Origin of the sequence: Micromonospora sp. NPDC005324, assembly GCF_040607155.1 — a bacterium.
Lineage (GTDB): Bacteria > Actinomycetota > Actinomycetes > Mycobacteriales > Micromonosporaceae > Micromonospora > Micromonospora trifolii.
Genome location: NZ_JBEXGE010000008.1, coordinates 105,550 through 119,743, shown reverse-complemented (window position 1 = coordinate 119,743; position 14,194 = coordinate 105,550). Strand labels below are relative to the sequence as shown.

At 71.5% G+C, this 14,194-nt stretch carries 11 protein-coding genes; 4 read left to right on the top strand and 7 right to left on the bottom strand.

Annotated elements, in window-relative coordinates; translation table 11 throughout:
• Positions 1-126 precede the first annotated feature (126 nt).
• The 7 genes from ABZS40_RS11045 to ABZS40_RS11015 form a co-directional block, all read right to left on the bottom strand.
• Positions 127-1,731, bottom strand: a complete 1,605-nt coding sequence (locus tag ABZS40_RS11045) for a trypsin-like peptidase domain-containing protein (RefSeq protein ID WP_354943140.1) — start codon at positions 1,729-1,731, stop codon at positions 127-129.
• A gap of 62 nt (positions 1,732-1,793) precedes the next feature.
• Positions 1,794-3,350 carry a HAMP domain-containing sensor histidine kinase gene (locus tag ABZS40_RS11040; protein ID WP_354943139.1) on the bottom strand — a complete coding sequence of 519 codons (1,557 nt, stop codon included), beginning with the start codon at positions 3,348-3,350 and terminating at the stop codon, positions 1,794-1,796.
• Positions 3,347-4,048, bottom strand: coding sequence for a response regulator transcription factor (locus tag ABZS40_RS11035; RefSeq protein ID WP_110561683.1), 702 nt, complete (start codon positions 4,046-4,048; stop codon positions 3,347-3,349). The genes ABZS40_RS11040 and ABZS40_RS11035 overlap by 4 nt, the downstream gene beginning before the upstream one ends.
• An 86-nt stretch (positions 4,049-4,134) precedes the next feature.
• Complete coding sequence (locus tag ABZS40_RS11030; RefSeq protein WP_354943138.1) at positions 4,135-4,746, bottom strand: PadR family transcriptional regulator; 612 nt, start codon at positions 4,744-4,746, stop codon at positions 4,135-4,137.
• Positions 4,743-5,567 (bottom strand): DUF4097 family beta strand repeat-containing protein, encoded by an 825-nt coding sequence (locus tag ABZS40_RS11025; protein WP_354943137.1) that lies wholly within the window; start codon positions 5,565-5,567, stop codon positions 4,743-4,745. Before ABZS40_RS11025 ends, ABZS40_RS11030 begins: the two co-directional genes overlap by 4 nt.
• Positions 5,568-5,691: 124 nt before the next feature.
• Positions 5,692-6,630: a lysophospholipid acyltransferase family protein gene (locus ABZS40_RS11020; protein ID WP_354943136.1), complete on the bottom strand. Its 939-nt coding sequence runs from the start codon at positions 6,628-6,630 to the stop codon at positions 5,692-5,694.
• Complete coding sequence (locus ABZS40_RS11015) at positions 6,627-7,400, bottom strand: GNAT family N-acyltransferase (protein ID WP_354943135.1); 774 nt, start codon at positions 7,398-7,400, stop codon at positions 6,627-6,629. Before ABZS40_RS11015 ends, ABZS40_RS11020 begins: the two co-directional genes overlap by 4 nt.
• 158 nt (positions 7,401-7,558) lie before the next feature.
• On the opposite strand from ABZS40_RS11015, the gene ABZS40_RS11010 reads away from it, so the two are divergent.
• From ABZS40_RS11010 to ABZS40_RS10995, 4 genes are all read left to right on the top strand, one after another.
• Entirely contained in the window at positions 7,559-8,206 is a 648-nt protein-coding gene (locus ABZS40_RS11010) for a hypothetical protein (RefSeq protein ID WP_354943134.1), read from the top strand.
• 142 nt (positions 8,207-8,348) lie between these two features.
• Positions 8,349-9,284: an ATP-binding cassette domain-containing protein gene (locus ABZS40_RS11005; protein ID WP_091406038.1), complete on the top strand. Its 936-nt coding sequence runs from the start codon at positions 8,349-8,351 to the stop codon at positions 9,282-9,284.
• A complete protein-coding gene (locus tag ABZS40_RS11000) occupies positions 9,281-10,105 on the top strand; it encodes an ABC transporter permease (protein ID WP_354943133.1) in 825 nt (274 codons plus the stop codon). The genes ABZS40_RS11005 and ABZS40_RS11000 overlap by 4 nt, the downstream gene beginning before the upstream one ends.
• A gap of 271 nt (positions 10,106-10,376) precedes the next feature.
• Positions 10,377-14,129: a multifunctional oxoglutarate decarboxylase/oxoglutarate dehydrogenase thiamine pyrophosphate-binding subunit/dihydrolipoyllysine-residue succinyltransferase subunit gene (locus ABZS40_RS10995; protein ID WP_354943132.1), complete on the top strand. Its 3,753-nt coding sequence runs from the start codon at positions 10,377-10,379 to the stop codon at positions 14,127-14,129.
• Positions 14,130-14,194 lie beyond the last annotated feature (65 nt).

The following is a 14,194-nucleotide window of genomic DNA, read 5'->3' as shown; positions in this document are numbered from 1 at the left end:
GGGTGACGGCGGTTCACCCGATCCGGGTGAACCGCCGTCGGGGCGGAAAGAAGCGGCGGGTGACGGAGCCGACCCCCTCGGCCCCGCCACCCGCCGCCGGAGGGAGGAAGCAGGTTGGACAGCTGGTCAGGAAGTCTCGGCGAGCGTGACGGTCTCCGTCTTCTCGACACCGTTGCGCTTGAACTGCACCTCGACCCGGTCGCCGACCTTGCCGGCCTGCACCGCGCCGACCAGGTCGTCCGAGTCGTTGACGGGCTTGTCGCCGAACCGGGTGACGACGTCGCCGCGCTGGAGGCCGGCCTTCTCCGCCGGGCTGCCCGGGGTGACCGACGCAACGAGGGCGCCGCCCCCCTCGGCCTGGTTGACGCCGACGCCGAGCGACGGGTGGCTGACCTTCTCGCCACGCTGGAGCTTGCCCGCGACGTCCTTGGCCTTGTTGCTGGGGATGGCGAACCCGACACCGATGTTGCCGGTGCTCTGCCCGGAGGTCGCGATGGCGGTGTTGACGCCGATCACCTCGCCCCGGGTGTTGACGAGGGCGCCACCGGAGTTGCCCGGGTTGATCGGGGCGTCCGTCTGGAGCAGGCCGGAGATCGAGCTGACCGACTGGCCCTGCTGCTGGGTCGGGTCCTGCGGCTGGCCCTCACCGGCCCGGATGGTGCGGTCCCGGGCGCTGAGGATGCCGGAGGTCACCGAACCCTGCAGCCCGAGCGGGCTGCCCAGGGCGAGCACCTGGTCGCCGACCTGCATGGCGTCGCTGTCGCCGAACTTGGCCGGCTTGAGGTCGCTCACCCCGTTGGCCTTCACCACGGCCAGGTCGGTCTTCGGGTCGGTGCCGATGATCTTCGCGTCGGCGGTCTTGCCGTCGGCGAAGACCACCCGCACGGCGTCGCCGGCGGCGGACGCGACCACGTGGTTGTTGGTCAGCACGTACCCGTCGGCGCTGAGCACCACCCCGGAGCCCTCACCGCTGTCGGTGGTGATCGAGACGACGCTGTCCTGCACCGCCGCGGCGATCTTCGGCAGGTCGGCGCCATTGATCACGGGAGCCGCGGAGTAGGTGCGGGTGATGCCACCGCCGTCGCCGTCGAGGGCGAGCGCGAGTGCCCCACCGGCCACGCCGGAACCGAGCATCAGGGCGAACACCGCGACGCCGGCGCCGGCGAACTTGGCGATTCGACCCGGCCGGGGGCCGCTGCCGGGCGGCGCGACCTGCGGGCCCCACGGCGGGACCGGCTGGCCCGGGTGGTGCGGGTGCTGCCCGGGGTGCTGCTGGTGCTGGGCGTACGGCATGCCCGGCTGGCCCCCGCCGGCCCAGCCGGACTGCTGGCCCGGGTACCAGGGTGCACCGGGGTAGTGGCCGGCGGCCGGCTGTGGGTAGCCGGGCTGGCCGGGCGCCGGGTGACCGGAGACCGGGTACGGCGGCGCGGACGCAGTGGCGGCCGGGCGCTCGTAGCCGGTCGACGGCTCGTACCCGGTGGGCTGAGCGGCGGCCGGCGGGCCGGCGGGCGCGGTGGAGCCGGCGTACCCGGCCGGGGTGACGGCGGTGGTCTCGGCGTCACCGGTGGTGGAGGCGACCGTCGGCTCACCGCCGGTGGAGACGACCGGTACGGGAGTGGTCGGGGAGTCGGACTGCACGCGCTCGTCGCGCGGCAGCTCGGCGGTGGGGTGCGACGGCTCGGCGTCGGTGGGGGCCGGCCGGCGCTGCGGGTCGGACTCGAACTCGGTCATGGCACTACCTTCTCCCCCGGCACTGCAATCAACCTGGAACCGTCCTGGAAGTTGGCTGAAAGTCACTCGCCCGCTCCGTCGACCTGCGGCAGCAGCGGCAGCCGAACCCGGAAGGTCGCCCCACCGCCGGGCGTCTCGGCCACCTCGACCGAGCCGTGGTGGGCGGCGACCAGCGCCGCCACGATGGCCAGGCCGAGGCCGGTGCCGGTGTTGCCGTCGGCACGCCGGGTACGGGCCGCGTCGGCCCGGTAGAACCGCTCGAAGACGCGCTCCGCCTGCTCGGCCGAGAGGCCGGGGCCGGTGTCGGCCACCTCCACGACGGCGAAGCCACCCGGTTCGGCGCGCAGCCGTACCCGGATCTCGGCCTCCGGTGGGGTGTGGGTGAGCGCGTTGGTGACCAGGTTGCCGATCACCTGCCGCAGCCGCGCGTCGTCGGCGGAGACGACGAGCGGGCCCGATTCGGGCGCGATCTCCAGCTCGATCCGCCGGTCCGGTGCCATCGCCCTCGCGGCCTGCACCGCATCGGAGGCGAGCACCGGCAACTCCACCGGGGTCAGCGAGAGCGGCCGTTCCATGTCCAACCGGGCGAGCAGCAGCAGGTCCTCCACCAGCAGCCCCATCCGGGCGGCCTCGTCCTCGATCCGGCGCAACAGGCCGGAGGTCTGTTCCGGCGCACGGGCGGCACCCTGCCGGTACAGCTCGGCGAAGCCACGGATGGTGGTGAGCGGGGTCCGCAGCTCGTGGGAGGCGTCGGCGACGAACTGCCGCATCCGCTCCTCCGAGCGGATGGCCCGCGCCTCGGACGCCTGAGCGGCGGCAGCGGCGTCCCGGGCGGCGCTCTCCGCCCACCGGGCCGAGGTCTCGGACGCGGCTCGGGCGGTGAACGCCGCCTCGATCTGGGTGAGCATCGCGTTCAGCGCCCGGGAGAGCCGGCCCAGCTCCGAGGTTGGCTCGGCCTGGCCCTCCTCCGGGTCGGGCACCCGGCGGGTCAGGTCACCGCCGGCGATCGCGGCGGCGGTCTGTTCGATCTCGACGAGAGGCTTGAGGCTGGTCCGGACGATCGCGGCGCCGACCGAGGCCAGCATGATCAGCACTGCGCCACCGACCAGGAGGTCTATCCAGACGAGCTGCTTCACCGCCCGGTCCACGTCGGTCAACGGCTGACCCACGGCCAGCACTGAGCCGTCCGGTTGAGCCGCGTAGTAGACCCGCCACCGGGTGAGGCGATCGTGTGAGATGACCGTCCGCGGCTCGCCCTCCGCCGCCTCGAAGTCCTTGCGGCTGGCGGGAAACGTGGGTAGCTGTCCGGGGTCGAAGTTCCGCTTGTCGTACTGGGGGTCGTACACCCGCTGCTCGTCGGCCACGATCACGACGTAGTCGCTGGGCAGCATCGCGTTGACCTCACGGCTGCGCAGCATCGGAAGCAGCTGGCCGAGGCCCTGGGCGGTCGACCGGACCTGCCCGTCGACCTGGCCCTCCAGGTAGTTGCGGAGGAAGTACGCGGTCAGCGAGCTGATCACCAGAAGCGCGACGGCGACCAGCGCGAGCACCGAGGTGACCAGCTTCACCCGCAGCGGAACGCTGCGCACCCGTCCCTTCGCCTGCTGGACCGCGTTCACGCCGCCGGCTTGCGCAGGACGTACCCGACGCCGCGAAGAGTGTGGATCAGCCGGGGTTGGGTGGTGTCGACCTTGCGCCGCAGGTACGAGATGTAGGACTCGACGATGTTGTCGTCGCCACGGAAGTCGTAGTTCCAGACGTGGTCGAGGATCTGCGCCTTGGACAGCACCCGGTTGGCGTTGAGCATCAGGTACCGCAGCAGCTTGAACTCGGTCGGCGAGAGCTGCACCCGCTGGCCGGCCCGGTGCACCTCGTGGGTCTCCTCGTCCAACTCCAGGTCGGCGAAGGTGAGCCGGGACGGTGCCTGCTCGCCGGTCGTGGTGCGGCGCAGCACCGCGCGGATCCGGGCGGTCAGCTCCTCCAGGCTGAACGGCTTCGTGACGTAGTCGTCGCCGCCCAGGGTCAGCCCACGGATCTTGTCGTCGGTGGCGTCCCGGGCGGTCAGGAACACCACAGGGGTACGCGTGCCGCCCTCGCGGAGCATCCGGATGACCTCGAAGCCGTCCAGGTCGGGGAGCATCACGTCGAGCACCACCAGGTCGGGCCGGTGGTCCTTGGCGGCGTGGAGCGCCGCGCTTCCACTTGTCGCGGTCGCCACGTCGAAGCCCGCGAACCGCAGGCTCGCGGAGAGCAGTTCGAGGATGTTGGGGTCGTCCTCGACGACGAGCAGTCGCGCCTCGGTCTGGGTAGCGGGCATGGGCCCATCATCGGTGACATCACTGCGCCAGCGCTGGACGCTTCCTGCAAAAAGGCTGTGAGTCCCCCGCCGCCCGGTGACGTCGGTCAGCGCAGCAGGCGACGCAGCCCGTCCAGGGCGCCGTCGAGCAGCCGGATCGCGGTACGCAGCTGGGTGTCGCTGAACTGCCGGGCGCGCATCAGCCGGCCCACCTCGACGGTGAACGCGGCCAGCCGCTTGTCGAGTTCGTCGAGCAGCTCGGCCTGCGGACCGGCGGCCGGCGCCGCGCGGGGCGGCGGTGCGGGCGCCTCCCACCGGGCCCGTCGGGTCTGCCGGGTGGCCTCGCTCAGCTCCCGTTTGAGGTCGCGTGCCGATCCGCGGACCTCGCTGCGGATCTCGCCGGCGAGGCTGGAGAGATCCGCCACGGAGGCCGCGATGTCCGTCTCCAGCGCTGTCAACTCACCGGCCCGCTGGCGCAGCTCCGCACGCCCGGCGTCGGTGATGTCGTACGTCTTGCGGCCACCGGCCGCGGTGTGGCTGACCAGACCCTCGACCTCCAGCCGTTGCAGGCGGGGGTAGATGGTGCCGGCGCTGGGCGCGTACAGCCCGAGGAAGCGGTCCTCCAGCAGGCGGATCAGCTCGTAGCCGTGCTTCGGGCCGTCGTCGAGGAGCTTGAGCAGGTAGAGCCGGAGCCGCCCGTGGCTGAACACGGCGGTCACGGCAACTCCTCCCCATCGTCGTCGACGGCTCGGGCGAGCAGCGCGATGCTCCCCGAGGTCGCGGAAGCCCGGAGCTTACCTTCGCCGGCGCCGAGCACCCCCTCGCTGCTGGGCAGTGGGAACGTCGAGCTGCGCAGCTGCGGAAAGCCGCTGGTGATCCGGCCGGAGGCGGTGTTCAGCTGGACGGCGAGGTCGCTGTCCGCGCGGACCCGGACGGTGATGCTGCCCGAGATGGTGGTCAACCGGATCTCGCTGCGCCGGGGGTTGTCCAGGTCGCAGGTGATGGCACCGGAGACGGTCTGTGCCCGTACCCGGTCGGCGGCGCTGTCGGCGAGGATCACCTCGCCGGAGACCGTCTCCAATGTGAGGTCGCCGCGAACGCCGAGCGCCTCCACCGGCCCCGAGGTGAGCTTCGCGAAGGTGCTGCCGCGCAGCCCCATCAGGGTGATCTGGCCGGCGACGACGGTGACGATGGTCTGCCGGCGCAGGCCGGAGGCGACCACCGAGCCCGCGACCAGTCCCAGGTCGGCGAGGACGTCGGCGGGCACGGCGATGGAGACGTCCACCCGGGGATAGCGGTGGATCATCCGGAACCAGCGGAGGACGTCCGACCAGCCCCGACCGCGCTCCTGGCGGATGCTGAGCCGACCGTCGGTGTGGTCGATCAGGACCGGCCGACGGCCGACCTGGGTCACGTCGATCCGGGTCGGCCCGTCGGTGGCGACCACGTTGAGCCGCCCACTGATCAGTCGAACGTCCAGCCGGACGACCGGAGCGTCCACTGTGAGCCGTTGCGGGCTCTCGACCGTCCATCCGGCCATGGCGTCCCCCTCTCGACGACGCGCGGGACGCACGTCGAACAGGAGGGAAATGTAACGCGATACATCGCGACACCACAAGACAGGTCGCGAGTTGGTCACCGGCTCGGCGTTCGGCGTGCGCCCCTCAGGCCGCCAGGTCCAGCTCCCGATCGACGAGCAGAGTCGGCACGGGAACGGCCGGGGTCGCCGTCGGCACCGGCCGCAGCCGGGCCCGCGCCACGGCACCCGCCGTCGGCACCAGGTGTACGGCCGACTCGGCGGCCCGGGCCAGCAACCGCCGATCGGCGTCACGGGCCGGGTGCAGCGCACCGGCGATCGTCACCGAGACCACCAGCTCCCGCGCCGCGACCACCCGTGCCACCGAACGCAGCAGGGTGTCCGCACCGAGGAAGGCGGCTGCCGTGGTGCTCAACCCGGTGGCCGCACAGCTGTAGGTGAGCCGCAGCGGCACCACCGGGCTGCCAGTGTCGATGGCCGCCTGGAACGTCGCGGGCCGGAAACCACCGCCGGGGCGGCAGTCGGTGGCACCGCTCCCGGCACACCACGTCGTACCCTCCGGAAAGACCGCCACCGACCGCCCGGCGCGCAGCGCGTCGGCGACCCGGGCGACGGTCGTCGGCAGCGCCAGCGGCCGGGCGCGGTCCACGAAGACAGTGCCCGCCGCAGCGGCCAGCAGACCGACCACCGGCCAGGAACGGATCTCCCGTTTCGCCACCATCCGGGTGGGCGCGACCGCCAGCACGGCGAGGATGTCCAGCCAGGAGACATGGTTCGCGACCAGCAGCGCGCGCCGCCGGGGCAACCGACCCCGGATCACGAGGCGGGCGCCGAAGGCACGTGCGGTGGCCCGCGCCCAGCCGCTGACCAGCGCCTGCCGTTCCCGCGTGGGAAGCACTGGCAGCAGCAGCACCACCGGGATCCCGGCCAGCAGCATGCCGAGCGCGGCGACCAGCCGGAGCACCCGGCGGGCCACCGGCACAGTGGGCACCTCGCCGGCCGCCGGCAGGCAGTCGTCGTCGCAGCCCGAGGAGGGCCGCCACAGGTCGCGTGTCGCGGCGGTCACCGCTGCTCCCCGCCGAGGAAGTGGCGCAGGTAGCGCGGGTTCATCCGGTCCAGGGAGAAGAGGACGTAGAAGTCCGCGCACCCGAAGTCGCTGTCGTACGACGGCTCGCCGCAGATCCACGCGCCGAGCCGGAGGTAGCCACGCAGCAGCGGCGGAACCGCTACCCGCCCGGCCGGGGCAGCGGCGAGCTGGCCGGCGGCAGCCCCCTCGGTGAACCAGGGCCGCAACGGGCGGACCCGCAGCGGCGGCGGCGACAGGTGCCGAGCCCGCGCCTGGGTCCACACCTCGGCGACCGTCCGCCCGCCGTCAGCCACCGGCACCGACGCGCAGCCGCCGAGCCAGCGGGAGCCGCGCAGGTGCAGGTAACGGATGATGCCGGCCCACATCAGGTTGATCACCGCGCCGGAGCGGTGGTCCGGGTGCACGCAGGACCGACCCGCCTCGACCAGGTCGTCGCGCAGCGGGTCGAGCGGGCTCAGGTCGAACTCGTCCTCGGCGTAGCGCCGGGTGGTACGCCCCGGCGGCAACAGCCGGTACGTGCCGACCACCTCGCCGGTGCTGTCCTCGCGGACGATCAGGTGGTCGCAGTACGCGTCGAAGGGGTCCACGTCCAACCCGGCCTCGCCGGGAAGGAGGGTGGCGCCGAGCTCGGTGGCGAACACCTCGTGGCGCAGGCGTTGCGCGGCCGCGACCTGGGTGGGGTCGTCGGCGATCAGCAGGGTGTATCCGCTGGTCTTCAAGGGTGTGCCAGCGGCATGCAGAACGGCCATGGGATCTGTGTAGGTGCCCGGGTTGCCATTCACGGGGCGCACCGGTGTCGATCGGATGAACGCCGGCAGGCGAGACCGCTAGCGGTGCCCGGCGCGGACCGTGCGAGGCTGCCCGGCAGGCCGGCGACGGCGCCGACACGCACCATCGGAGGTCGACGATGCGCATCGAACCCCGCTACAACGGGCCCACCGGTTCCGGCAACGGCGGCTGGAGCGCGGGGATCTTCGCCGCCGAGGCGGGCGTAGCCGGGCCGGTCGAGGTGACGCTGCGCCGGCCACCACCGCTGGAGACCGAGCTGACAGTTGTCGACGGCGAGGTCCGGGATCCGGCCGGCGAGCTGGTGGCCGAGGTGCGCCCGGCGGGGGCGATCGATGTCGTCGTACCCCCTGTCGACCTGGCGACGGCGGCGGCCGCCGCGACCCGCTACCCCGGCCTGGTCGAGCATCCGTTCCCCAGCTGTTACGTCTGCGGGCCGCAGCGGGCCGACGGGCTGCGGATCTTCCCCGGCCGGCTACCCGATGGCCGGACCGCAGCGCCGTTCCGCGTGCCCACGCAGGTCAGCGGGGTTACGGTCTGGGCGGCGCTGGACTGCCCCGGCGGTTGGGCGGTGCTCGCGCCGGGCCGCCCGTACCTGCTGGGTCGGATCGCCGCCGTGATCGCGGCGCTGCCCGCGCCGGGCGACGAGTGCGTGGTGACCGGGGCGTTGCTGCGCGTCGATGGGCGCAAGGCGCTCGTGCACACCAGTCTGTACGGCCCGGACGGGTCGTTGCTCGGCGCGGCACGGGCAACCTGGATCGCCAGCTGAACCCGGGCCGTCGTCCGCAGGGATGAGTCGCCTCCACCCCGCGACGGAGGCGAACGTACCGACCGCGCCTGATTGACCTTGTTGCCACGGGCCGTCACGCTGTGCCACGGCGTACCTCGACGCCACACACGGGAGGAGAACGATGACTGACGGGCAGCGAAGCCCCACCAGCGACGGTCAGATCGTGGTGTCCGGTCTGACGAAGCAGTACAAGAACGTCCGGGCGGTGAACAACCTGTCCTTCACGGTGGCGCCGGGGCGGGTGACCGGCTTCCTCGGCCCGAACGGCGCAGGCAAGACCACCACGCTGCGCATGCTGCTGAACCTGGTCACGCCGACCGCCGGCACCGCCACCATCAGCGGCCAGCGGTACGCCGACCTCGCCACCCCGCTGCGGCAGGTCGGCGCGGTGCTGGAGGCGTCCAGCGCGCACAAGGGCCGCACCGGCATCAACCACCTGCGGGTCATCTGCGCGGCGGCCGGGCTGCCCAAGCAGCGGGCCGACGAGGCGTTGGCCCTGGTCGGGCTGACCCCGGCGGCGAAGCGCAAGTTCAAGGGTTACTCGCTGGGCATGAAGCAGCGGCTCGGCATCGCCGCCGCGATGCTCGGTGACCCCCGCGTGCTGATCCTCGACGAGCCGGCCAACGGGCTGGACCCGGAGGGCATCCGGTGGATGCGTGGGTTCCTCAAGAACCTCGCCCACGAAGGCCGTACGGTGCTGGTCTCCAGCCACCTGCTGTCGGAGATGCAGCTCCTCGCCGACGACGTGGTGATCATCGCGGCCGGGCAGTTGGTCCGGCAGGGTCCGGTCGACCAGGTGCTCGGGTCGATGGCCCAGGGCGCCCGGGTCCGCGTCCGCACCCCGCAGGCCGAGGCGTTGACCGCCGCCCTCAAGGCGCAGTCGGCGACCATCGAGACCGATGAGCAGGGTGTGCTGCTGGTCGGCGGGGTGGACGCCCCGACGATCGGCCGGTCCGCCCTCGCGGCCGGGGTCGAGCTGCACGAACTGACCACCGAACGGCCCGATCTGGAACGGGTCTTCCTGGAGCTGACGGCCGGAAAGGCGGGCATCCGATGAACCTGGTCCGATCCGAGCTACTCAAGATCCGTACCACCAACACCTGGTGGATCTTCGCGCTCATCTCGCTGCCGCTGTGGGCGCTCACGCTACTCATCAACTGGCTCCAGGCCGACACCCTGACCAATGGGAACCTCGGCGACGTGCCGGCGGACCAGGCCGACACCCTGGCGGCGGCGTCCAGCGCGGACGCGTTGTCGTCGAACCTCTTCACCACCGGGCAGTTCTTCGGCCTGCTGATCGTGATGCTGCTCGGCATCATCGTGGTGACCAGCGAGTTCTTCCACCAGACGGTGACTACCACCTTCCTCACCAACCCGCACCGCACCGCCGTGATGACCGCCAAGCTGGTCGCGGCCGGTGTGCTGGCGCTGCTGTTCTGGCTGGTCACCACCGTGTTCAACCTGATCGCCGGGTCGGCGGTGTTGAACGCGGTCGGGATGGAGTCGCAACTGGGCAACGACGCCGCCTGGCGGGCGATCGGGCTGAACCTGCTCGCGTACCTGCTCTGGGCAGTGTTCGGCGTCGGCATCGGCGTGCTGATCCGTAGCCAGATCGGTGCCACCGTGACCGGCATCCTGCTCTACCTGGGCGGCTCGATCGGTGCCATCTTCGTCATCGCCATCCTGGCCGACCGCTGGGGCGACTGGATCAACAACCTGCAACTGCTGGTGCCGTCGCTGGCCTCGTCGCTGATGGTCACCGGGGCGGACATCCCCGGCAACCCGCCGCGCTGGGCCGGCGCCGCCGTGCTCATCGGGTACGCGGTGGTGACCGGCGTGGTCGGCACCCTGCTGATGCGCAGGCGCGACATCTCCTGACCGACGACGTTCCGGGGTGGCAGCCGCACGGCCGCCACCCCGGTGCTCTCCGCCGGTCGGCTTTCGGTCGTGCCCTACCAGCCGGGGAGCGGTCACGCAGGTGTTGCTGAACTTCTGGCATCTTCTGTGAAACCGGCCACGGGACCGAGGCGGAAATGCCTGCGGGATCGGTACGGCGTAGCCTGGAACCCGTCCAGTCCGTGCTCCTAATCGGGCGCGACGGACCCACCGCGTGCCACACAAACCCGCGTGAAAGAGGCGATTACCGGCCGTGTCGACCCAGCAGACTTCGCAGGAGAACCCACTGGCGGGTTTCGGCCCGAATGAGTGGATCGTCGAGGAGATGTACCAGCGCTACCTCGCCGACCCATCGAGCGTTGATTCGGCCTGGCACGACTTCTTCGCCGACTACCGACCGGCACCGGGTGCGGGCACCCCGCGCGGCGCCGACTCGTCGGACAAGCCGGCCGCCGCCCCGGAGCCGGACGGCCAGCCGGAGGCAGCCGCCACTGTGGCCCAGCCGAGCGCCCCGGCCAAGCCGGCGACCGCGAGCAAGCCGGCCGCCGCCCAGCAGGCGCCGGCCAAGCCCGCCCCGGCAACGCCGAAGGCCACGCCGGAGAAGGCCGCCCCGGCCAAGCCGGCCGCCAAGGCCGCCGCGCCGAGCACCGACGGCCCGCAGACCACCCCGTTGCGGGGCGTCGCGGCGAAGATCGTCCAGAACATGGACGCCTCGCTGAGCGTGCCCACCGCGACCAGCGTGCGCGCGGTCCCGGCCAAGCTGCTGGTGGACAACCGCATCGTGATCAACAACCACCTCGCCCGTGGGCGGGGCGGCAAGGTCAGCTTCACCCACCTGGTCGGCTACGCCATGGTGCGCGCGCTGGTCCAGCACCCCGAGATGAACAACTCCTTCGCCGAGGCCAACGGCAAGCCGGCGGTGGTCCGCCCGGCGCACGTCAACCTCGGCATCGCTATCGACCTGGCCAAGCCGGACGGCAGCCGCAACCTGGTGGTCCCCTCCATCAAGGGCTGCGAGCAGATGGACTTCCGGCAGTTCTGGCAGGCGTACGAGGACGTGGTCCGACGGGCGCGGCGCAACGAGCTGACCATGGAGGACTACTCCGGCACCACGATCTCGCTGACCAACCCGGGCGGCATCGGCACCGTGCACTCGATGCCGCGGCTCATGCAGGGGCAGAGCGCGATCATCGGCGTCGGCGCGATGGAGTACCCGGCCCCCTACCAGGGGATGTCCGAGGCCACCCTGGCCGAGCTGGCGGTCAGCAAGATCATCACGCTGACCAGCACGTACGACCACCGGATCATCCAGGGCGCCCAGTCCGGCGAGTTCCTCAAGGTGATGCACGAGCTGATCCTGGGCGAGCACGGCTTCTACGACCAGATCTTCACCGCGCTGCGCATCCCGTACGAGCCGGTGCGCTGGATGCGCGACGTCGCCGTCAACTCCGAGGGTCAGATCAACAAGACCGCCCGGGTGCACGAGCTGATCCACGCGTACCGGGTGCGCGGTCACCTGATGGCCGACACCGACCCGCTGGAATTCAAGATCCGCAAGCACCCCGACCTGGACGTCCTCCAGCACGGGCTCACCCTGTGGGACCTGGACCGCGAGTTCCCGGTCAACGGCTTCGCCGGCCGGCAGCGGATGAAGCTGCGCGAGATCCTCGGCGTGCTGCGCGACTCGTACTGCCGCCGGGTCGGCATCGAGTACATGCACATCCAGGACCCGGAGGAGCGGCGCTGGGTCCAGGAACGGATCGAGCGCAAGTACGAGAAGCCGTCCGCCGACGAGCAGAAGCACGTGCTCAACCGGCTCAACGCCGCCGAGGCGTTCGAGACCTTCCTCCAGACGAAGTACGTCGGCCAGAAGCGCTTCTCGCTGGAGGGCGGCGAGTCGCTGATCCCGCTGCTCGGTGAGGTGCTGGAATCCTCCGCCGAGAACGGGTTGGACGAGGTCGTCATCGGCATGGCCCACCGCGGTCGGCTCAACGTGCTGGCCAACATCGTCGGCAAGCCGTACGAGAAGATCTTCTCGGAGTTCGAGGGTCACCTGGACCCGCGCTCGACGCAGGGCTCCGGCGACGTGAAGTACCACCTGGGTCAGAACGGCAAGTTCACCACCCCCGACGGCGAGCACGCGGTCAAGGTGTCGGTGGTGGCCAACCCGTCGCACCTGGAGGCCGTCGATCCCGTGCTGGAGGGCATCGTCCGGGCCAAGCAGGACCGGATCGACCTCAAGCTGGAGGGCTACACGGTGCTGCCGCTGGCGGTGCACGGTGACGCCGCCTTCGCCGGGCAGGGCGTGGTCGCCGAGACGCTCAACCTGTCCCAGCTGCGCGGCTACCGCACCGGCGGCACCGTGCACGTGGTGGTGAACAACCAGGTCGGCTTCACCACCGCCCCGGAGTACAGCCGGTCCAGCCTCTACAGCACCGACGTGGCCCGGATGATCCAGGCGCCGATCTTCCACGTCAACGGCGACGACCCGGAGGCAGTGGTCCGGGTGGCCCGGCTGGCGTTCGAATACCGGCAGACGTTCAACAAGGACGTCGTGATCGACATGGTCTGCTACCGCCGGCGCGGGCACAACGAGGGCGACGACCCGTCGATGTCCAACCCTCAGATGTACAAGATCATTGACTCGAAGCGCTCGGTCCGCAAGCTCTACACAGAGGAGCTGATCGGTCGCGGTGACATCACCGTGGAGGACGCGGAGGAGCTGCTGCGCGACTACCAGGCGCAGCTGGAGAAGGTCTTCAAGGCCACCCGGGACGCCGCCTCGGCACCGCGCCAGCTCAACCGGCCGCGCCGCGAGGAGGAGCCGGAGCCGCAGGTCGACACCGCCACCGACGCGTCGGTGGTCAAGGCCATCGGCGAGGCGCACATCAACCTGCCGGAGGGCTTCACCCCGCACAAGCGGATCCAGCAGCTGTTGGACCGGCGGGCCAAGATGTCCGTCGAGGGCAACATCGACTGGGGCTTCGGCGAGATCATCGCGCTCGGGGCGCTGCTGCACGACGGGGTCACCGTCCGGCTCGCCGGGCAGGACTCGCGTCGCGGCACGTTCGTCCAGCGGCACGCCTCGGTGGTCGACTCCCGCACCGGCGACGACTACCTGCCGCTGAAGTCGCTCACCGGCGACGGCGACCGCTCCCGGTTCTTCGTGCACGACTCGCTGCTCAGCGAGTACGCGGCGATGGGCTTCGAGTACGGCTACTCGGTGGAGAACATCGACGCCCTCGTCGCCTGGGAGGCCCAGTTCGGCGACTTCGTCAACGGCGCCCAGTCGGTGATCGACGAGTTCATCTCGTCCGGTGAGGTCAAGTGGGGCCAGCGCTCCGCCATCACCCTGCTGCTGCCGCACGGCCACGAGGGTCAGGGCCCGGACCACACCTCCGGCCGGCCGGAGCGGTTCCTGCAGATGTGCGCCGAGGACAACATGCGGGTGTCCATCCCGACGACCCCGGCGAACTACTTCCACCTGCTGCGCCGCCAGGCCCTGTCGCCCAAGCGCAAGCCGCTGGTGGTGTTCACGCCGAAGTCGCTGCTGCGGCACAAGCTCTGCGTCTCGTCGGTGGAGGACTTCACCACCGGCACCTTCCAGCCGGTGCTGCGCGACACGGCCGCCCCGGCGCCGGAGGCGGTGAAGCGGGTGCTGCTCTGCTCCGGCAAGGTCTACTACGACCTGTTCCAGGCCCGGCAGGAGCGCGGCGTCACCGACACCGCGATCCTCCGGCTGGAGCAGCTGTACCCGCTGCCGGTGGAGGAGATCCGGGCCGCCCTCGCGCAGTTCCCGAACGCGGAGGACTTCGCCTGGGTGCAGGAGGAGCCGGCCAACCAGGGTGGCTGGTCGTTCGTCGCGCTCAACCTGCTGGAGCACCTCACCGACGTTCGGCTGCGGCGGATCTCCCGCCCGGCCGCGGCCGCCCCGGCGGTCGGCTCGGCCAAGACCCACGAGGTCGAGCTGAACGCGCTGATCGAGGCGGCTCTCCCCCGCCCGTGACCTGACCTGAGCACGGAAGCCGGGGCAGGGCCGTTTCACCACGGTCCTGCCCCGGCTCTCGTGGG

Bases quoted from the DNA above. Each gene is read 5' to 3' on its own strand.
- ABZS40_RS11045 (WP_354943140.1), bottom strand. From the start codon at position 1,731: ATGACCGAGTTCGAGTCCGACCCGCAGCGCCGGCCGGCCCCCACCGAC.
- ABZS40_RS11035 (WP_110561683.1), bottom strand. From the start codon at position 4,048: ATGCCCGCTACCCAGACCGAGGCGCGACTGCTCGTCGTCGAGGACGAC.
- ABZS40_RS11025 (WP_354943137.1), bottom strand. From the start codon at position 5,567: ATGGCCGGATGGACGGTCGAGAGCCCGCAACGGCTCACAGTGGACGCT.
- ABZS40_RS11015 (WP_354943135.1), bottom strand. From the start codon at position 7,400: ATGGCCGTTCTGCATGCCGCTGGCACACCCTTGAAGACCAGCGGATAC.
- ABZS40_RS11010 (WP_354943134.1), top strand. From the start codon at position 7,559: ATGCGCATCGAACCCCGCTACAACGGGCCCACCGGTTCCGGCAACGGC.
- ABZS40_RS11005 (WP_091406038.1), top strand. From the start codon at position 8,349: ATGACTGACGGGCAGCGAAGCCCCACCAGCGACGGTCAGATCGTGGTG.
- ABZS40_RS11000 (WP_354943133.1), top strand. From the start codon at position 9,281: ATGAACCTGGTCCGATCCGAGCTACTCAAGATCCGTACCACCAACACC.